This is a genomic window from Caballeronia sp. ATUFL_M2_KS44 (assembly GCF_023630965.1).
GTDB lineage: Bacteria > Pseudomonadota > Gammaproteobacteria > Burkholderiales > Burkholderiaceae > Caballeronia > Caballeronia concitans.
The window spans coordinates 1,043,253-1,061,327 of the sequence record NZ_JALQEA010000006.1 but is presented as its reverse complement, the minus strand read 5'-3'; the positions used below and the strand labels follow the sequence as shown (position 1 = coordinate 1,061,327).

Here is an 18,075-nt window from a genome sequence, read left to right as displayed (position 1 = left end):
CCCGCATTGGCTTCAAGATATGCCGCCCAACTTACCCGCTTCTTACGCGCCAGCCTTAGGCGGCACGGGGTATACACCGAGTCGGCGCGGCTTCTACAATGCGTCCCCACAATCCTAACTGAACTCGTCGCGCGCTTGTCGTGCACGCGTCGCGGAAATTCATCGCGTGAATCGCTACGCCCTCTATCTCATCGCGTCGATGCTGCTCGTCGGAAGCAACGTCGGCATCGGCAAGTCGATCGTCGCGAGCGTGCCCGTGCCGCTCTTCGCGCTGCTGCGCTTCGTGATCGCGCTCGCGGTGCTCTGGCCGCTCTTTCGTCCATCGAAGATGAAGCGCGTGGCCCGCGCCGAGTGGATCAACCTCTTTCTGCAGGCGTTGTTCGGCACGTTCGGCTTCACGCTTCTGATGCTCAACGGCGTCGCGCGCACGAGCGCGGTCGCGGCGGGCGTCATCACGAGCACGATGCCGGCCGTCGTCGCGCTCTTCGCGTGGCTCTTCCTCAAGGAGAAACCGGGCGGACGCGCGTTCGCTTCCATCGCGCTCGCGGTGGCGGGCGTCGTGATCGTCAACGTCGCGCAGAGCGGCGGCGTTCGTGCGGGCGGCGCGGGATCGCTCGCGGGCAATCTGATGGTCGTCGGCGCGGTGTGCTGCGAATCGCTCTACGTGATCCTCTCGCGACGGCTGACGCAGACGCTGCCCGCCATCGATATCTGCGCGTACACGCACGGCCTCGGCTTCCTGCTGATGCTGCCGCTCGGCTTGCCGTCCGCGCTCGCGTTCGACTGGAGCGGCGTCGACTGGGGCACGTGGGCGCTCGTCGGATGGTATGCGCTGTCGGCCAGCGTGTTCTCCTTCTGGCTCTGGATGAAAGGCATCCGCCATGTGGCCGGCAGCCTCGCGGGCGTGTTCTCCGCCGTGTTGCCGATCGCGGCGGCGCTGTACGGCATGGCGTTTCTCGGCGAACGGCCGACGCTCGCGCATGGCGTCGCGCTCGCGTGCGTGATGGCGGGAATCCTGCTCGCGAGCCTCAGGCGCCGGCCGCGCGAAAGCCGCGAAAGCGGCGTCTGAACCGCGTCGCCGGAACGGGCATCCGGGCGGCATCGCTCGCCGACGCGCTACAATATCGGGCTTTTCCGCACGGCCTTTTTGAATTCGAGTGAATTCGCCGCGCGTTGCGGTTGCTTCGTTTGCATCGTTTTTTTCCAGCCGCCCTTCTTTGCCGACCGCCCGACCCGACTAGCCGCCCCATGTCCGCTCCCAAGCACACTCCGAATTCGCCCGTTCAACCCGGCACGATGAAGGCGCTGCCGAGAATCATCTTCATGAGCCGGTGGCTGCAGGTGCCCTTGTATCTCGGGCTCATCGTCGCGCAAGGCGTCTACGTCGTGCTGTTCCTGAAGGAAGTCTGGCACCTCGTCACGCACGCGATGGCGCTCGACGAAACCAACATCATGCTCGTCGTGCTCGGCCTCATCGACGTGGTGATGATCTCGAATCTGCTCATCATGGTGATCGTCGGCGGATACGAGACCTTCGTGTCGCGTCTCGGCGTGGAAGGCCATCCGGACGAACCGGAATGGCTCGATCACGTGAACGCGGGCGTGCTGAAAGTGAAGCTCTCGATGGCGCTCATCAGCATCTCGTCCATCCATCTGCTGAAAACGTTCATCAACCCCGATCAACACAGCTTTCATACGGTGATGTGGCAAGTGGTGATCCACATCGCTTTCCTCGTGTCCGCGCTGATCATGGCGTATGTCGACCGGCTGACCACGCATACCCATCCGAAGCACTTTCACAGCGAAACCGTCGCACCACGAAGCGCACTCGACTGAAGCGTTCCGAGCCCACACGCGAGAACGCAAGCCGACTTTCGTCCCCAGAGCCCAAGCCATGACCGTCATCAAGCAAGAAGACCTGATCCAGAGCATCGCCGATTCTCTGCAATACATCAGCTACTACCATCCGCTCGACTACATTCAGGCGCTCGGCCGCGCCTATGAACTCGAGGAAAGCGCCGCCGCGAAGGACGCGATCGCGCAGATTCTGACCAACAGCCGCATGTGCGCGGAAGGCAAGCGGCCTATCTGCCAGGACACGGGCATCGTGACGGTGTTCGTGAAGGTCGGCATGGATGTTCGCTGGGACGGCGCGACGATGTCCGTCACCGACATGATCAACGAAGGCGTGCGCCGCGGTTATCTGAACCCGGACAACGTGCTGCGCGCGTCGATCGTGAGCCCGCCCGAAGGCGCGCGCAAGAACACGAAGGACAACACGCCCGCGGTCATCCACTACGAGATCGTGCCGGGCGACAAGGTCGACGTGCAAGTTGCGGCCAAGGGCGGCGGCTCCGAGAACAAATCGAAATTCGCGATGCTGAACCCGTCCGATTCGATCGTCGACTGGGTGCTCAAGACCGTCCCGACGATGGGCGCCGGCTGGTGCCCGCCGGGGATGCTCGGCATCGGCATCGGCGGCACGGCTGAAAAGGCGATGGTCATGGCGAAGGAATCGCTGATGGACCCGATCGACATTCAGGACGTCATCGCGCGCGGTCCGCAGGACTGGATCGAGGAACTGCGCGTGGAGTTGCACGAGAAGGTGAACGCGCTCGGCATCGGCGCGCAGGGTCTCGGCGGCCTCGCGACCGTGCTCGACGTCAAGATCATGGCCGCGCCGACGCATGCCGCGAGCAAGCCAATCGCGATCATCCCGAACTGCGCGGCGACGCGCCACGCGCACTTCACGCTCGACGGCTCGGGCGTCGCGAAGCTCGACGCGCCGTCGCTCGACGCCTGGCCGAAGGTCACGTGGGCGCCGAACACGGAGACGAGCAAGCGCATCGACCTGAACACGCTGACGCCGGAAGAAGTGGCATCGTGGAAGCCGGGCCAGACGCTCCTGCTCTCCGGCAAGATGCTGACGGGCCGCGACGCCGCGCACAAGCGCATCGCGGACATGCTGGCCAAGGGCGAAAAGCTGCCGGTGGATTTCACGAACCGCGTGATCTATTACGTCGGCCCGGTCGATCCGGTGCGCGACGAAGCCGTCGGCCCGGCGGGCCCGACCACGGCCACGCGCATGGACAAGTTCACGGAGATGATGCTCGCGCAAACCGGCCTCATCTCGATGATCGGCAAGGCCGAGCGCGGCCCGGTCGCGATCGAGGCCATCAAGAAGCACAATGCGGCTTATCTGATGGCGGTCGGCGGCGCGGCGTATCTCGTGTCGAAGGCCATCCGCGAGGCGAAGGTGCTCGCGTTCGAAGACCTCGGCATGGAAGCGATCTACGAGTTCGACGTTCAGGACATGCCGGTGACGGTGGCCGTCGATTCGAATGGCACGTCCGTGCACAAGACCGGCCCCGCCGAATGGCAGGCGAAGATCGGCAAGATTCCGGTCGCGACGGTCTGAGCGCGCGCAGGGGCGGCGCAGCATGGCCGCCCGGAAACGAACAGCCGGGCAATCCGCCCGGCTTTTTCATTGAAGGCCGCGCAGCCGGTAAAGATATTCGTTCTCAGTTTCATCTGGAACAAAAAATTTCTTCCTAACCTTGGCAGAGACACGCTCAAGGCTTATCTTTCACAAAACGCTCCAGGCTCCCAACAAGGAATAACCATGCAAGGCGACGCAAAAGTCATCGAATATCTGAACGCGCAGTTGAAGAACGAGCTGACCGCGATCAATCAATACTTCCTGCACGCCCGGATGTACAAGCACTGGGGCCTGGAAAAGCTGAACAAGCACGAATACGACGAATCCATCGGCGAGATGAAGCACGCCGACTGGCTCATCCAGCGCGTGTTCATGCTCGACGGCCTGCCGAACCTGCAAGACCTGCACAAGCTGCTGATCGGCGAGGAAACGAAGGAAATTCTCGAGTGCGACCTGAAGCTCGAGCAGATTTCGCAGTCCACCTGCAAGGAAGCGATCGCGTATTGCGAATCCGTGCGCGATTACGTCTCGCGCGACATCTTCGACAAGATTCTGAACGACACCGAAGAGCACATCGACTGGCTGGAAACGCAACTGGACCTGATCGACAAGGTCGGCATCCAGAATTACCAGCAAAGCATGATGGGCGACGAGTAATCCGCAGATCGCAATGTCCGTTGTCGCTGGTCCCACCGCTACGCCTGACGTGCGCGCCGTGCCTGACGCGCGCGCGCCGGTCGGCATTTTCGATTCCGGCCTGGGCGGTCTCTCAGTCCTGCGCGCCGTGCGCGCCGTGTTGCCGCACGAACGGCTGATCTACGTCGCCGATTCGCTCCACGCGCCCTACGGCGAACGCGACGACGCGTTCATCACCGCGCGCACGATGGCCATCGGCGAATGGCTGGTCTCGCAAGGGGCGAAGGCGCTCGTCGTCGCGTGCAACACGGCGACGGCGCAGTCCATCGCCTTCGTGCGCGAGCGGCTCGCGATTCCGCTCGTCGGCGTCGAGCCGGGCGTGAAACCGGCGGCGGCGGTATCGAAGTCGCGCGTCGTCGGCGTGCTGGCCACGCAGGTCACGCTTCGAAGCACGCGCTTTCAGTCGCTGCTCGACCGCTATGCCGGCGATTGCCGCTTCATCTGCCAGCCGGGGCACGGCCTCGTGCAGGCGGTGGAACGCTGCGATACGTCGTCGCCCGAACTCATGGCGCTGCTCGAAAGTTATCTGAAGCCGATGCTCGACGCCGGCGCCGATACGCTCGTGCTCGGCTGCACGCACTATCCGTTTCTCGACCGCGCCATTCGCGAGATTGCGGGCGAGCGCCTGCAGATCGTCGATACGAGCGTGGCGGTCGCGCGCCAGCTCGCGCGCCTTCTGGACACGAACGCGCTCAAAAATAGCGACGCATCGCTGGAACCGATGCCCCGCTTCTGCTCGACCGCAGACGGCGAATCCCAGCGGCAACTCGCTGCATCCCTCCTTCAGCTCGACGCAGCCGTCGAGCACGTCGACATCCCGTCCCGTCTCGCATCCGCGCTCGCCGAAACCCACCTGGCGTGAGGGTTTCTTTGCGGCGTGCGCGTCATCGCGAGGCGCTTTCCGCCCGCCCAGCAAGGCTCCGGACAACAAGTCCGCTAAATTCTGTGACGTGTTACAAAAAACACAGTCCCTCGCTTGCAAAGGTGCGCACACTGAATGATAATAATTCGCATTAACGGAAGCTATCGCGAGCAATCATGATCGTGTGTGTCTGCAAGTCAGTGTCCGACCGGAAGATCCGCGCCGCCATCGCCGATGGCATGGACTCCTTCGACGAACTGCAATTCGAACTCGGCGTCGCCATGTGCTGCGGCAAGTGTGAGGAGAGTGTTCGCGATGTCATGGCCGAAAGCGGCGTCTGTGCGTCGCGCTGCGGCGTGGTTCAGCGGGAGCGTCCGCAAGCGGTGCCGCTGACGTTCTACGAGCGCCAAGCTGCCTGACGCTCCTGAGCATCATCGAGCGGCTGGACGCGCACCGCGCCGTTCAGCCGCATGTCTGCCTTTCGCGAGCCAGGTACCTTGGGGCTTCCCCGGGTCGTTCAGCCAGCCACGCAACGCTTGCCCCGAGGAGGGAAAGATGGAATTGCTGATTGGTTTCGTGGCTACCTTGTTTATTTCCCTGGTTATTTTTCGAAAATGATGTCGTCCGGTTCGTTCCGCGCCGCATGCGCCCTATCCGTTTCGCATGACTGTGTGATCCGCAGCCACACACGCAGCAAATAAGAATGCAGTCCCCGACTTCCACTGCCGCATTTCCGCCGGCGCCCGCATCGAACGTGAATCCGCGCGTGATGGCGGCTTGCGCGCTCGTGCTGGCGATCCATGCCGCGCTGCTCGGCGTCGCGCTGACGATGCGCCACGAACCGCCGCCGCGTCCCGTCGAAACGAAAACGATCACCGCGCAGTTGATCAGCGAGACGCCTCAGCCCGCGCCGCAGCCTGTCGCGGTCGAATCGCCGCCGACGCCGACGCCGCCGAAGCCCGTTCCGAAGCCGCAGCCCAAACCGAAGGTCAAGCCCAAGGTCGAGCCGAAGCCCACGCCGATGCCGGTGACCGAAGCGCCGTCGCGGGTCGCCGCGCCCGCGCCCGATCCCACGCCGCCTGCCCCGCCGCAGCCCGCGCCGCCGCCGCCGGCCGCGCCGGCCATCGGCAAGCCGACGATGGATCTCGCCGCGCCGAAGAACGTCGCGCGCCTGTCGTGCAACATCGCGCAGCCGGACTATCCGGCGATGTCGCGCCGCCGCGGTGAGACGGGCACGACGATGGTGAAGCTGACGGTCGGGCTTTCCGGCAAGATCGAAGATGTGAAATTGCAGAAGAGCAGCGGCTCCTCGCGCCTCGACGACGCGGCGCTCGAAGCCGTTCGATCGAGCGCCTGCACGCCCTACAAGGAAAACGGCGAAGCCATTCGCGCCACCGCGACGGTGCCGTTCGTTTTCAGCTTGAACGATTGACCGCTTTTTAGATACAGGAACTGAAATGCAAAACTACGGAATTGCGCACGTGTGGGCGCAAGGCGATTTCGTGACGCGCGGCATCGCGCTCGCACTCGTCATCATGTCGGTGCTCTCGTGGACGGTGATCGTCGTGAAGGCGTGGAACGTCGTGCGTCTGAAGCGTCTGACGAAGAACGCCGAGCAGGCCTTCTGGCACTCCGACGACTTCAACGACGGCATCAAGAAGCTCGGCAGCCAGTCGTCGAGTGCTGCCGATAATCCCTTCCTCGCGCTCGCCCTCGCCGGTCAGGAAGCGGCCGAGCATCACACCCAGACGCAGCCGCATCTGCACGACCGCATGGACGTGTCGGACTGGATCACGCGCTGCCTGAAAGACGTGATGGACGAAAGCGTCGGCCGCATGCAGGCGGGCCTCGCGGTTCTCGCCTCCATCGGCAGCACGTCGCCGTTCGTCGGCCTCTTCGGCACGGTGTGGGGCATCTATCACGCGCTCTTGACCATCGGCGCGACCGGCCAGACGTCGATCGATCAGGTCGCGGGTCCGGTCGGCGAATCGCTCATCATGACCGCGTTCGGCCTCTTCGTCGCGATTCCGGCGGTGCTCGGCTACAACGCGCTGACCCGCGCGAACAAGAGCATCGTGACCAAGCTGAACCGTTTCGCGCACGGCCTGCACGCGTTCTTCGTGACGGGCGCGAAGCTCTCGTCGAGAAAGCCCGCCGCGAACGGGCAAGCCGACAGCCTGCGTCTCGCGACGCGCGCCAGCTAAGCGGAGGTTCGCATGGCCATGAGCCCATTCGCCGGCGACGAAGACGACGGCATGATGAGCGAGATCAACATGACGCCGCTCGTCGACGTCATGCTGGTTCTGCTGATCATTTTCCTGGTGACGATTCCCGCGATGCATCACGCGGTGAAGATCGATCTGCCGCACGCGAGCAGCCAGCCGCAGGACGAAAAGCCCGCGCACGTGAACGTCGCGATTCAGGCCGACGGCTCGATTCTCTGGGACGACCAGAAGATCGACGACGCGACGCTCGACGCGCGCATCGCGCAGGCGTCGCAGCAGACGCCGCAGCCGGAACTGCACTTGCGTGCGGATCGCAAGGTGCCGTACGAGCGCGTTGCCGATCTCATGTCGGCGGCGCAGGCGGGCGGCCTGACGAAGATCGGTTTCGTCACCGAGCCGAAGAGCGGCAAATAAGTCCGCGCGTCGCTTCGCAAGCCCAAAAGTAAAAGGCCTTCATCGCCAGATGAAGGCCTTTTTTATTGCGCACTCGGCGCATTCGGGCGAGGCAATTACTTGGGGCTCGAATAATCCGAACCCGCTGAATCGCCGCATGCAGCAGCCGTGTTCGACACGGACAGCGCGATCAGCCCTATCAGGCTAACTATCAGAGTAGCCGTCAGTTTTCGCATAAGAAGCTCCTTAGCGAAAGGAGCCCCAATATAACGCCGACGATTTCGCGGGACAAGATTTGCGGCGATTGAATCTGTCCATCGCAAGCGCGCGCCCGAATGTCACAGACGATGCAGCGCGCCCGATCGATCAAACCGTTTCGCGTTCCGGCCGCTCGATGACAGGACATTCTCCGGGAAAGCGCTTGCCGTCCTCGATCGACTCCACGAGAAAATCGACGAACGCACGGACGGCCGGCACCATGCCCTGCCGCGACAGAAACACCGCGTAGAGTTGCGGCGTCGGAAACGTCCAGCCCGGCATGACCGGCGACAACTGGCCACTTCGCAACGGCGCGCCGTACATCATCTCGGGCAACGCCGCGATGCCGACGCCGCGCATCACGGCTTCGCGGATCATCGACAGATCCGCCGTCACAAGACGCGGCTCGTGCTCGTATTCGTGGCGCGTGCCGTCGGGCGCGATCAGGCGATACACGTGCCGCCCGTCCGACGACGGCATGTCGAGCGTGTCGTATTGCGCGAGATCGGCGACGGCCATCGGCGGCGCGTTCGGCTTCAGGAGCGACGGCGCGGCGACCAGCATCTGCTGCGTGCGCCACAGCGGCCGGGCGACGACGTTCGAGCTGGCGGGCGCCTCGGACCGCACGCGCAGCGCGACATCGATTGCGTCTTCGAAGAGATCCACGACGCGGTTCGTCACGCGCAGCACGACGCGCACTTCGGGATAGCGGTGCATGAAATCCGGCATCACGGACGCGAGAAACGTCTGCGCGATAGTCACCGGCACGCTCACGCGCACGGTGCCGCGCGGCGAATCACGCAGGCTTTGCACGACGTTCACGGCCGCTTGCGCCTCGGCGAGCATCGCCTGGCAATGTTGGTAGAAAAGCTGGCCCGCCTCGGTGAGCGCGAGCTTGCGCGTGGAGCGCTGCAACAGCCGCACGCCGAGCGACGCCTCCAGTTCCGACACGCGCCGCGACAGCCGCGACTTCGAAATCCCGAGCACGCGTTCGGCGGCGGAGAATCCGCCATGCTCGACGACGTGCGAAAAATACATCAGATCATTGAGGTCGTGCGAATCGGCTTTCATGTTTCGTGCGTCGCTCTCTGTCGTCGGCGGGATGGTTCGTTGCCCGTTTGTTTATCGCAGCGGGACAATGCATTGCGCCCGGGCGTCTTTTACCGGCAAATACGGACCATATAATAGCCTCATCGTTTCAAATTTAGCGCTATTCCCCTAATGGCGACGAGAGGCAAGGACATCATGAGCCGCACCATTTCCAGCATCATTCCCGCGATCCGGACCGTCGAAGGCGGCGGATTCGTCGTGCATCGCCCGTTTCCGACGCGGCTTCTGATGGACTTCGACCCGTTCCTGCTCCTCGACGAGATGGGTCCGATCGACTACGCGCCCGGCGAGGCGAAAGGCGCGCCGGATCATCCGCATCGCGGCTTCGAAACCGTCACGTACATGCTCGAAGGCGAATTCGGCCACAAGGATTCCGCCGGACACGCGGGCACGCTGCGCGCGGGCGACGTGCAATGGATGACGGCCGGCGCGGGCGTCGTGCATAGCGAGATGCCGGGCGAGGAATTTGCGCGGCGCGGCGGGCGCGTCCACGGCCTGCAGTTGTGGGTGAACCTGCCGCAGCGCGACAAGATGATCGCGCCGCACTATCAGGAGATTCCGTCGGCGCGCATTCCCGTCGCCACGAGCGATGACGGCAAGGTGCGCGTGAAGGTCATCGCGGGCGAGGCGCTCGGCGTGAAAGCCGCAATCGATACGCGCACGCCGATTCTCTATCAGCACTTCTCGCTGCAACCCGGCGCGAAGATCGAGCATCGCGTGCCGCGCGACTTCCGCGTGTTCGCCTACGGATTGTCGGGCACCGCGCTGCACGGTCCGCAGGCTCAGCCGGTGCGCGCGCAACAGATGGTCATCTTCAAGGACGATGCCGATACGATCACGATCGCCGCCGGCGACGAGCCGGTCGAAGTGCTGCTGTTCGGCGGCGTGCCGCTGAAGGAGCCGGTCGTGCGCTACGGTCCGTTCGTGATGAACACGGAGGACGAGATCCGCCAGGCCGTCGCCGATTATCAAGCCGGCCGGATGGGCGCGATCACGCACTGATCGTCCACTGATTCGAATGCGCAAAACGGCGCGGCACGAACGAGCACATTGCATCACAATGGCCGTTCGTCCCGCGCCGCTTTCGCGCGTCCGCCACTCTTTCCGGAAAAAGCGCATGTCCGTTCCCGTTGTGACCGCCAGCATCGGCGAGGCTGATTTTCGAACCCGTCTCAACGACGGCACGCACACCTGGTTCGCCGACGAACCCACGAGCCTCGGCGGCGCCGACTCCGCGCCGGAACCCGCCGCGCTGCTGCTGTCGAGCCTGGGCGCATGCACGTCGATCACGCTGCGCATGTACGCGAAACGCAAGGGCTGGGCGCTCGAATCGGTGAACGTCGAGTTGTCGATGACGAGCACGGCGGAAGGCACGATCATCGATCGCCGGATCGCCTTGGCGGGCGCGCTCGACGGCGAGCAGCGGGAACGGCTCTTGCAAATTGCCAATGCGTGTCCGATGCACAAGGTGCTGTCCGGCGCGATACGCATCGACTCCGGGCTGGCAGACGCCTGAAGCGGCGCGCATCGGAACCACGAACGTCCAAGGAAACGTCGTCTTGAATTTTGAACACCTGATCCAGATCAACGATCCGCACAACCCGCTCGTCGCGTCGCTCACGCGCGAACAGTTGTGGGAAGGGCTCGTGTTGCGCGCCGAACAGCCGCAACTTTTCGTGCTCGGCCTCGATAGCTGCGCCATCCTTTCGCGCGACGGCGACGTGATGGAGCGCGAGCTGCACTACGGGCAGGCCGTCGTGCGGGACCGCGTGACGCTTTTTCCCAACGACAGCGTCCGCTACGACATCCTGCCGACCGCCGAGCACGTCGGCGGCTCGCTGACGATGGCGATCGAGCAGCCCGACGCGCTGCAGCTTTTTCTGCGCTTCACGTACCGCACGACGCTGCCGGAAAACGACAACGCGACGCAGGACGAACGGCAGACGCACGAGATCGTGAAGTCGGCGTATCGCGAGTCGGATATCGATACCGTGCGCCTCATCCGCCAGTACGCGCACGGGCGCACCGGCGAAAGTCCGCTGCACTGAATGCATGAAGCGCGGCTATCGGAAGTCGCGCTTTCATCGGAAAGTCTTGGTTGCAAATAGGAATGGTTATCATTTACTATAGATCCATCGACTCAACGAACACACTTTCCGACCGACATGACCGACACGCTGCGATCCTCCACGCTCAGGCTGCGCCGCCCGGCTGTCCGCGATGCGGCCATCACCCGCCCGAAGGCCGCAGCGCCCGCCACGGCCGAGGCCAACGGCGAGCGCACGCTTCGCAGCGATGCGCTGCTGCAAGGCCGCAGCCATATCGCCATCGTGCATAACGGGGAGACCTATCAGTTGCGCGCGACTCGTCTGGGCAAGCTGATCCTGACGAAGTAGCGAGAAAGAACAGCAGTACGTACCGGGTATTGTGGGGACCACCTCGCCAAGAGGTGTTTGGCCTTAGCCAGCGAGGACGACTTGCACGCGAGAATTTAGACCCCTTCGTGCAAACACCAGCCAGTCGTCGATAGCCAGCGAAGCCGCTTTTTTTGGTTCCCGCGCGATGCGATGCGCGCCTACGCGCACGATCATCTCGATAGCAAAACGGCACGCCTTCATTGCGAAAGCGTGCCGTTCTTTTTTGGAAAAAGACGCTTCAAACGTTCTCGATTCCCAGCGCCGCGATGCCCGCGCGCGCGACCTGCGCATCCTGGTCCGACTTCACGCCCGACACGCCCACCGCCCCGACCATCTCCGCGCCCACGAGAATGGGCACGCCGCCTTCGAGCATGGCGGTCATCGGCGCGGACAGGAACGCGGTGCGCCCCTGCTTGATCGTGTCTTCGTACGCCTTCGTTTCGCGCCGGCCGAGCGCGGCGGTGCGCGCCTTGCCGATGGCCATCTCGACGGTGCTCGCGCCCGCCCCTTCCAGACGATGCAGATGCAGCAGATGCGCGCCGTCATCGACGATGGCGATCGTCACGTTCCAGTGATGCTCCTTCGCGAACGCCTCGGCGGCGGCGGCCATGGCCTTGACGTCATCGTCGGTCAATACGGGTTTCGTTCTCATTTGGCTCGCTCGTGGTCCGGTTAGCGGGAAAAGCCCCAGAACATCAGGTACCACGCGCTGTCCGCAACGGCCAGCGCTGCCAGAAACCATAGCATCGAGAGCGCGCGAGGGCCAAGATTCGTCGCATAGCGGCCGGTCACGCGCCACGCGAGCCATGCGCTCCACACGTTCGCGCCGGCCAGCAGCCCCAGGCGCAAACCCGTGACCCAGCCGAGCGGCACGTGCTCCGCGCGCAGCAGCGAAACCGTCGTCGCCGAAAGGCCGAGGAACACGCCGACGCCCGCAATGGGAATCAGCGCGAGCGCCAGATGATGCAGCCGCTTCATGTTCCACGCGCCGAGCATGCGCGCGCCCGCCGCGAGCAGCGCGAGGAGCGCCGTGCCGTACACGAGCCCCGTCGCGATGATGTAGCCGATCACCATCGTGCCGTCGAGCCACGAGAAGACGTCGTTCTGCTCCGGATAATGCGTGAACAGGAACCACGGCGCGGTGGCGTCGAGCGGCCACAGGATGTTGTGATCGATCAGCCAGCCCGCGAAAATCTGCTTCAGATCGACGAACCACGTGCTCACGGTCCAGTGGAACGCGCCGATCGCGACGCCGAGCAGGCCGTACAAAATGAGCGCGGTGTCCCACGGATTCGCCGCCTTGTCGCCGAGATTCACGACTTCCTCGGCGGGCGAGCGCCACGACAGCGCGATGGCATCGCGGTGGCCGCTGCATCGTCCGCACATATGGCAGTCGGACGCGCCCTTCATGTTGCGCAACGGCACGAGCGGCGCGCAGTTGATCGGAATCACGCGATGCCCGTGCTCGCCCTTGGTGTACGAGCGGCGCCAGGCGTCCTCGTTGACCTTGTAGTGGAACGGCGCGAGGCGCGCGAGCAGCGAGAACACGCCGTTCACCGGACACAGGTACTTGCACCACACGCGCTTCTCGCGGCCATACAGCGCGCCGATGATCATCGCCGCGACCGTCGATCCGCCGAGCACGAGCAGCACGGCCTTCGGATATTGATAGACGCTGACCATCTGGCCGTAGATCGTCGTCAGGCCGAACGCGACGAACGGCCAGCCGCCCCAGCGCATCCAGTGCGGAATCGCGCGGCCGCGGCCGAAGCGGCTCGCGAACTCGGTCAGCGCGCCTTCGGGACACAGCACGCCGCACCAGACGCGGCCGAGCATCACCATCGACAGCAGCACGAACGGCCACCAGATGCCCCAGAACACGAACTGCGCGGCGAGCGTCAGGTTGTTCCAGAGATGCGCGGAGCCATCGGGCAGCGGCATCACGGCGGGAACGAGGATCAGAAATGCATACACGGCAACCACGACCCACTGAATTGCGCGGATCGTGCTGCCGTGACGCTGCATCCATTGGCCGGCTTGCTGAAGCCGGCTCGGGGCTTGCACACCTTGTTGCATCATGGAACTCATGCTGGGCGGCTGGCCGCCTTCTGCTTTTGCGCCATCTGGTTATTGGAGCGGCGCATCAGCAGATAGATGACGATCCAGTACACCGCATAAGCGACGAGATTCATGCCGGCCGGATGCGCGCGATAGCCGGTGAGCGTCGCGACGAGCGAGCCGAACGTGCTGGAATCGTCGAGCAGCGCGGACGTGTTCCACACCTGATTGACGATGACCGGCAGCACTTCCATGTCGATCAGCTTGTCGACGCCCGTTTCGAAAAGGCCCGCCGCGAGGAACAGCAGCATGATTTCGGTGACGCGGAAGAACGAGCGCCACGAGAAGATCTTGCCGCCGAGCTGCAGCACGTAGAACGTCAGCAGCGCGAGCCCGAAGCCGATGATGATCGCCGCATATTGCGACGCAGGCACGTGTCCCGACTGTCCGAAGCCGACGCCGTAGAGGAACACCGCCGTTTCGCTGCCCTCACGCGCGATGGCGAGCGCGACGAGCAGCGCGATGCCCCACCAGTGCCCGTCCTGCGTGCTTTTCTGGAGCGAAGTTTCCATGTCGCGCTTGAGCGTGCGGCCGTGCCGTTTCATCCACAGCACCATCTGCACGATCAGCACGCAGGCGATCAACACCATCGCGGTCTGGAAGTAATCCTGCGCATTGCCCGACAGCACTTCGGTGAATCCGATGAGCGCCGCACCCAGCGCGATGGCCGCGAGCAGCCCGGCGGCGACGCCGAACCACAGGTAAGGCAGGCCGCGGCGCGCCTGATGGTCGCCGTTTTTCAGCCACGCATGCAGGATGCCGACGACCAGCAGCGCCTCGACGCTTTCCCGCCAAACGATGAAAAGGACCTGCCCCATTACCGAACCTCCTGCAGTTCTGCTTCACTGCGGCCGCGCGGAAAAGTCACGCGCGGCCGGAACATCACATCACTTCGCGACGATGACGCCTTGCGCCGTCTGATGAAAATCGTCGAAGAACTTGTACTCGCCCGGATCGAGCGGCGCGATGACGACGAACGAATCCGCGCCGGGCGCCAGCACCTTTTCCTTGCGCAACTGCACGCTTTCGAATTCCGCCGCGCCCTTGCCGACGTTATGCACTTCGATCTTGATGCGCTGCCCCGCCGGCACTTCGATGCGCGCCGGATTGAGCTTGCCGTCGTTCATTTCGAGCTTGAACGTCGGCAGATCGGCGGCCTGCGCAGTGCCGACGCCCGCGACGCATGCGCCGTAGGCGACCAACGCGAGCGCAACCACCTGCCTTATTGATTTCATGGGTACTTCCTGAATGAACGCGCCCGGCAACGCGACTGCCGGGCGCGCGAATCATGCGCGCGGGCGCTTGACGCTCAATACCCGCCCTTCTTGCCGATGCCCGCGAACGGGAAGTCGTATTCGATCGTGAACGGCTTGAACCACGGACCGACGCCCGTTTCCTTGTCGGTGTGACGGCCGAACGCCATGTGGCCCGTTTCCGACGGCGGCGAGATATGCAGCTTCAGGTGATACTTGCCCGGCCCGAAGAGCTTGACGTTGTCGCCGTAGTGCGGGCCGTCGCTTGCGACCATCGGCATCAGGTCGCCCTTGATCGACTGCGTCGTGCCCACTTTGTTCAGTTCGTACGTGACGTTCAGGTACGGCATCCAGTCGCCTTCGGCGAAACCGGTCGGATTGTTCTTGACCGCGTGAATGTCCGCTTCCAGATGGATGTCCGAATCCGACGCCTTGCGCATCATGCCTTCCGGCGCCATCGTGATCGGCTGCAGATAGACGGCGCCGGTTTCCATGCCGCCTTCGATATGCTGCTTGCCGATCGGATATTCGGCAGCGGAAGCCGCCATCATCGCCGTGAGGCCAACTGCGGCGACCAGGCCGCGCATCAACGTAGAACCCATCAAATACTCCTTGTTTTTATGGATCGGCTCGCGGCGCAGTGCTGCCGCGCGGCCACGCTACAGGACAGCCCGGCCGGAACGACGCCACTCGCCGCGCGAGGCCGGAACACCCTCCCGTCGAGACGCTTCGCACCGGTGCGCGACGTCCACTCGGACGGTCATCGCGAACGTTAATACGAACCATTCTCAATTTTTGCCAGTTTAGCATCGTTCGATGGGCGCAACAATTTGAGGGAGCTTACAACCTAGACGCAGTAAGGCTTTTCGGGCGCCGAAGGACGCGCGGCCTCGCGATGGGAAGGCGGCGGAGCCCGTCCGCCGCCTGCAGCCGTCTTACTTCCCGCCGATGCCGCTCACGTGATCGCCCACGTTCGCGCCGAAGACGCGCTGGCGCAGGAGCGCCAATTGGTCGCGGGTTTGCGCGGCCTTCTCGAATTCCAGATTCTTGGCGTGATCCATCATCTGCTTTTCGAGCCGCTTGATTTCCTTCGCGATCTGCTTCTCGGTCATGTCCTCGAACTTGGCGCGCGCCTGCGCTTCCTTCAGTTCGGCGCGCGCGTCGTCGGCGCTGTAGACGCCGTCGATGATGTCCTTGATGCGCTTCTCGACCCCGCGCGGCGTGATGCCCATCTTTTCGTTATGCGCGATCTGCTTGGCGCGCCGCCGCTCGGTTTCGCCGATGGCGCGGGTCATCGAGTCGGTCATGTTGTCGGCATAGAGAATGGCCTTGCCGTTCACGTTGCGCGCCGCCCGGCCGATGGTCTGGATCAGCGAGCGCTCGGCGCGCAGGAAGCCTTCCTTGTCGGCGTCGAGAATGGCGACGAGCGACACTTCCGGAATATCCAACCCCTCGCGCAGCAAGTTGATGCCGACGAGCACGTCGAACGTGCCGAGCCGCAAGTCGCGAATGATTTCGACGCGCTCGACCGTGTCGATATCGCTGTGCAGATAGCGCACCTTCACGCCGTGATCCGCGAGGAATTCGGTCAACTGTTCGGCCATGCGCTTGGTGAGCACGGTGACGAGCACGCGCTCGCCTGCCGCGACGCGCTCGTTGATCTCCGAGAGCACGTCGTCCACCTGCGAGCGCGCGGGCCGCACTTCGATTTCCGGATCGACGAGACCCGTCGGACGCACGAGCTGCTCGGCGACCTGCCCCGCCTTCGCTTTTTCGTAATCGGCGGGCGTCGCGGAAACGAAGACCGCCTGACGCATCTTGCGCTCGAACTCGTTGAACTTGAGCGGCCGGTTGTCGAGCGCGGACGGCATGCGAAAGCCGTAATCGACGAGATTTTCCTTGCGTGCGCGGTCGCCGTTGTACATGCCGTTCAACTGGCCGATCAGCACGTGCGATTCGTCGAGCAGCATGAGCGCGTCGGGCGGCAGATAGTCGACGAGCGTCGGCGGCGGCTCGCCGGGCGCCGCGCCGGAGAAGTGCCGCGAGTAATTCTCGATGCCCTTGCAAAACCCGAGTTCCTGCAGCATTTCCAGATCGAAACGCGTGCGCTGCTCGAGCCGCTGCGCTTCGACGAGCTTGCCGTCGCGATGAAAGAACTCGAGCCGCTCGCGCAGTTCGTCCTTGATCGTCTCGATGGCGCGCATGACCGTGTCGCGCGGCGTCACGTAATGCGACGACGGATACACGGTGAAGCGCGGAATCTTGTTGCGCACGCGGCCGGTGAGCGGATCGAAGAGCTGCATCGTCTCGATCTCGTCGTCGAACAGTTCCACGCGCACGGCCATTTCGGCGTGTTCCGCCGGGAAAATATCGATGGTGTCGCCGCGCACGCGGAAGGTGCCGCGCTGGAAATCGGCTTCGTTGCGCGTGTACTGCATCGCGATCAGGCGCGCGATGACGTCGCGCTGGCCGAGCTTGTCGCCCGTGCGCAGCGTGAGAATCATCTTGTGATACTCGGACGGATTGCCGATACCGTAGATCGCCGACACGGTCGCCACGATCACCACGTCGCGCCGCTCCAGCAGGCTCTTGGTGGCCGAAAGCCGCATCTGTTCGATGTGCTCGTTGATCGACGAATCCTTCTCGATGAAGAGATCGCGCTGCGGCACGTACGCTTCCGGCTGGTAATAGTCGTAGTACGAGACGAAATACTCGACGGCATTGCGCGGAAAGAACTCGCGGAACTCGGCGTACAGCTGCGCGGCGAGCGTCTTGTTCGGCGCGAACACGATAGCCGGACGGCCGAGCCGCGCGATGACGTTCGCCATGGTGAACGTCTTGCCCGAGCCGGTGACGCCGAGCAGCGTCTGGAACGACAAGCCGTCTTCCACGCCTTCGACGAGCGTGGCGATCGCGCCGGGCTGGTCGCCGGCGGGCGGATAAGGCTGATAGAGCTGGAACGGCGAGCCGTCGAACGTGACGAACTTCGACTCGTCCAGTGCGTCGGGCGCTTCGATGAGGGTATCGGACATGGGAACGAGAGTCTTCGCCGGGGCAAACATCCATTTTAACGGCGGCCGCGAAACTGGCGCAGCGCCCGGGCGGTGGGCGGAATGGCGCGGCATCCGGAAGTTTTCGGCGTGCCGCGCGTCGTTTCGGGCACATTGGGCTCGCCCGCGATATCTCAAGCGCGGCGCGGCAGCATGTGTCGATCTTCCGCGACGATACCGGTAAAAAGCACGCGAATTCGCGTCATGTACCGACGAAACATCGGCGGGATTCGTTACAATGATCGACTGCGCTC

20 protein-coding genes are annotated in these 18,075 nt (G+C 63.8%); 13 read left to right on the top strand and 7 right to left on the bottom strand.

Going from position 1 to position 18,075, the window contains the following annotated elements; genetic code table 11:
• Positions 1-166: 166 nt before the first annotated feature.
• The 9 genes from NCR39_RS04955 (at position 167) to NCR39_RS04915 (ending at position 7,636) form a co-directional block, all read left to right on the top strand.
• Positions 167-1,069, top strand: coding sequence for a DMT family transporter (locus tag NCR39_RS04955; RefSeq protein WP_250451054.1), 903 nt, complete (start codon positions 167-169; stop codon positions 1,067-1,069).
• A 179-nt stretch (positions 1,070-1,248) separates the two neighbouring features.
• Complete coding sequence (locus NCR39_RS04950) at positions 1,249-1,836, top strand: TIGR00645 family protein (protein ID WP_250451053.1); 588 nt, start codon at positions 1,249-1,251, stop codon at positions 1,834-1,836.
• 58 nt (positions 1,837-1,894) lie between these two features.
• The gene (locus tag NCR39_RS04945; RefSeq protein ID WP_250451052.1) at positions 1,895-3,418 is read left to right on the top strand and encodes a fumarate hydratase; all 1,524 of its coding nucleotides are present in this window, start codon (positions 1,895-1,897) and stop codon (positions 3,416-3,418) included.
• 204 nt (positions 3,419-3,622) lie between these two features.
• The gene (gene bfr, locus NCR39_RS04940; protein WP_040048767.1) at positions 3,623-4,096 is read left to right on the top strand and encodes a bacterioferritin; all 474 of its coding nucleotides are present in this window, start codon (positions 3,623-3,625) and stop codon (positions 4,094-4,096) included.
• A 13-nt stretch (positions 4,097-4,109) separates the two neighbouring features.
• Positions 4,110-4,997 (top strand): glutamate racemase, encoded by an 888-nt coding sequence (gene murI, locus NCR39_RS04935; protein ID WP_250451051.1) that lies wholly within the window; start codon positions 4,110-4,112, stop codon positions 4,995-4,997.
• Positions 4,998-5,173: 176 nt separating this feature from the next.
• Positions 5,174-5,416 carry a (2Fe-2S)-binding protein gene (locus NCR39_RS04930; protein WP_250451050.1) on the top strand — a complete coding sequence of 81 codons (243 nt, stop codon included), beginning with the start codon at positions 5,174-5,176 and terminating at the stop codon, positions 5,414-5,416.
• A 284-nt stretch (positions 5,417-5,700) separates the two neighbouring features.
• Positions 5,701-6,429 carry an energy transducer TonB gene (locus NCR39_RS04925; RefSeq protein WP_250451048.1) on the top strand — a complete coding sequence of 243 codons (729 nt, stop codon included), beginning with the start codon at positions 5,701-5,703 and terminating at the stop codon, positions 6,427-6,429.
• A 25-nt stretch (positions 6,430-6,454) separates the two neighbouring features.
• Positions 6,455-7,201, top strand: a complete 747-nt coding sequence (locus tag NCR39_RS04920; RefSeq protein ID WP_250451047.1) for a MotA/TolQ/ExbB proton channel family protein — start codon at positions 6,455-6,457, stop codon at positions 7,199-7,201.
• Positions 7,202-7,213: 12 nt separating this feature from the next.
• Entirely contained in the window at positions 7,214-7,636 is a 423-nt protein-coding gene (locus NCR39_RS04915; RefSeq protein ID WP_250451045.1) for an ExbD/TolR family protein, read from the top strand.
• A gap of 345 nt (positions 7,637-7,981) precedes the next feature.
• Here NCR39_RS04915 and NCR39_RS04910 read toward each other — a convergent pair whose 3' ends face one another.
• Positions 7,982-8,944, bottom strand: coding sequence for a LysR family transcriptional regulator (locus NCR39_RS04910; protein ID WP_250451043.1), 963 nt, complete (start codon positions 8,942-8,944; stop codon positions 7,982-7,984).
• Positions 8,945-9,118: 174 nt separating this feature from the next.
• On the opposite strand from NCR39_RS04910, the gene NCR39_RS04905 reads away from it, so the two are divergent.
• The 4 genes from NCR39_RS04905 to hemP all read left to right on the top strand — a co-directional run bounded on the left by NCR39_RS04905 (position 9,119) and on the right by hemP (position 11,379).
• Complete coding sequence (locus NCR39_RS04905; protein WP_250451041.1) at positions 9,119-9,985, top strand: pirin family protein; 867 nt, start codon at positions 9,119-9,121, stop codon at positions 9,983-9,985.
• Positions 9,986-10,100: 115 nt separating this feature from the next.
• Positions 10,101-10,499, top strand: a complete 399-nt coding sequence (locus NCR39_RS04900) for an OsmC family protein (RefSeq protein WP_250451039.1) — start codon at positions 10,101-10,103, stop codon at positions 10,497-10,499.
• Positions 10,500-10,542: 43 nt separating this feature from the next.
• Entirely contained in the window at positions 10,543-11,031 is a 489-nt protein-coding gene (locus NCR39_RS04895; protein ID WP_040048910.1) for an SRPBCC family protein, read from the top strand.
• A 117-nt stretch (positions 11,032-11,148) separates the two neighbouring features.
• A complete protein-coding gene (gene hemP / locus NCR39_RS04890; RefSeq protein WP_250451037.1) occupies positions 11,149-11,379 on the top strand; it encodes a hemin uptake protein HemP in 231 nt (76 codons plus the stop codon).
• 259 nt (positions 11,380-11,638) lie between these two features.
• Here hemP and NCR39_RS04885 read toward each other — a convergent pair whose 3' ends face one another.
• The 6 genes from NCR39_RS04885 to uvrB form a co-directional block, all read right to left on the bottom strand.
• On the bottom strand, positions 11,639-12,052 hold the full coding sequence (locus NCR39_RS04885) for a GlcG/HbpS family heme-binding protein (protein WP_250451035.1): 414 nt from the start codon (positions 12,050-12,052) through the stop codon (positions 11,639-11,641).
• A gap of 20 nt (positions 12,053-12,072) precedes the next feature.
• Positions 12,073-13,476, bottom strand: a complete 1,404-nt coding sequence (locus NCR39_RS04880; RefSeq protein WP_502800176.1) for a 4Fe-4S binding protein — start codon at positions 13,474-13,476, stop codon at positions 12,073-12,075.
• Between the two features lie 8 nt (positions 13,477-13,484).
• The gene (locus tag NCR39_RS04875) at positions 13,485-14,336 is read right to left on the bottom strand and encodes an FTR1 family iron permease (protein WP_250451033.1); all 852 of its coding nucleotides are present in this window, start codon (positions 14,334-14,336) and stop codon (positions 13,485-13,487) included.
• Between the two features lie 69 nt (positions 14,337-14,405).
• Positions 14,406-14,753, bottom strand: coding sequence for a cupredoxin domain-containing protein (locus tag NCR39_RS04870; RefSeq protein WP_250451032.1), 348 nt, complete (start codon positions 14,751-14,753; stop codon positions 14,406-14,408).
• A gap of 74 nt (positions 14,754-14,827) precedes the next feature.
• Complete coding sequence (locus NCR39_RS04865) at positions 14,828-15,373, bottom strand: iron transporter (RefSeq protein WP_502800159.1); 546 nt, start codon at positions 15,371-15,373, stop codon at positions 14,828-14,830.
• Between the two features lie 333 nt (positions 15,374-15,706).
• A complete protein-coding gene (gene uvrB / locus NCR39_RS04860) occupies positions 15,707-17,803 on the bottom strand; it encodes an excinuclease ABC subunit UvrB (RefSeq protein WP_250451030.1) in 2,097 nt (698 codons plus the stop codon).
• Between the last annotated feature and the right edge of the window lie 272 nt (positions 17,804-18,075).

What these genes read in the sequence shown, in the direction of transcription:
- NCR39_RS04950 (WP_250451053.1), top strand. Translation starts at nt 1,249, where the DNA reads ATGTCCGCTCCCAAGCACACTCCGAATTCGCCCGTTCAACCCGGCACG.
- NCR39_RS04945 (WP_250451052.1), top strand. Translation starts at nt 1,895, where the DNA reads ATGACCGTCATCAAGCAAGAAGACCTGATCCAGAGCATCGCCGATTCT.
- bfr (WP_040048767.1), top strand. Translation starts at nt 3,623, where the DNA reads ATGCAAGGCGACGCAAAAGTCATCGAATATCTGAACGCGCAGTTGAAG.
- murI (WP_250451051.1), top strand. Translation starts at nt 4,110, where the DNA reads ATGTCCGTTGTCGCTGGTCCCACCGCTACGCCTGACGTGCGCGCCGTG.
- NCR39_RS04930 (WP_250451050.1), top strand. Translation starts at nt 5,174, where the DNA reads ATGATCGTGTGTGTCTGCAAGTCAGTGTCCGACCGGAAGATCCGCGCC.
- NCR39_RS04925 (WP_250451048.1), top strand. Translation starts at nt 5,701, where the DNA reads ATGCAGTCCCCGACTTCCACTGCCGCATTTCCGCCGGCGCCCGCATCG.
- NCR39_RS04920 (WP_250451047.1), top strand. Translation starts at nt 6,455, where the DNA reads ATGCAAAACTACGGAATTGCGCACGTGTGGGCGCAAGGCGATTTCGTG.
- NCR39_RS04915 (WP_250451045.1), top strand. Translation starts at nt 7,214, where the DNA reads ATGGCCATGAGCCCATTCGCCGGCGACGAAGACGACGGCATGATGAGC.
- NCR39_RS04910 (WP_250451043.1), bottom strand. Translation starts at nt 8,944, where the DNA reads ATGAAAGCCGATTCGCACGACCTCAATGATCTGATGTATTTTTCGCAC.
- NCR39_RS04905 (WP_250451041.1), top strand. Translation starts at nt 9,119, where the DNA reads ATGAGCCGCACCATTTCCAGCATCATTCCCGCGATCCGGACCGTCGAA.
- NCR39_RS04900 (WP_250451039.1), top strand. Translation starts at nt 10,101, where the DNA reads ATGTCCGTTCCCGTTGTGACCGCCAGCATCGGCGAGGCTGATTTTCGA.
- hemP (WP_250451037.1), top strand. Translation starts at nt 11,149, where the DNA reads ATGACCGACACGCTGCGATCCTCCACGCTCAGGCTGCGCCGCCCGGCT.
- NCR39_RS04885 (WP_250451035.1), bottom strand. Translation starts at nt 12,052, where the DNA reads ATGAGAACGAAACCCGTATTGACCGACGATGACGTCAAGGCCATGGCC.
- NCR39_RS04880 (WP_502800176.1), bottom strand. Translation starts at nt 13,476, where the DNA reads ATGCAACAAGGTGTGCAAGCCCCGAGCCGGCTTCAGCAAGCCGGCCAA.
- NCR39_RS04875 (WP_250451033.1), bottom strand. Translation starts at nt 14,336, where the DNA reads ATGGGGCAGGTCCTTTTCATCGTTTGGCGGGAAAGCGTCGAGGCGCTG.
- NCR39_RS04870 (WP_250451032.1), bottom strand. Translation starts at nt 14,753, where the DNA reads ATGAAATCAATAAGGCAGGTGGTTGCGCTCGCGTTGGTCGCCTACGGC.
- NCR39_RS04865 (WP_502800159.1), bottom strand. Translation starts at nt 15,373, where the DNA reads ATGGGTTCTACGTTGATGCGCGGCCTGGTCGCCGCAGTTGGCCTCACG.
- uvrB (WP_250451030.1), bottom strand. Translation starts at nt 17,803, where the DNA reads ATGTCCGATACCCTCATCGAAGCGCCCGACGCACTGGACGAGTCGAAG.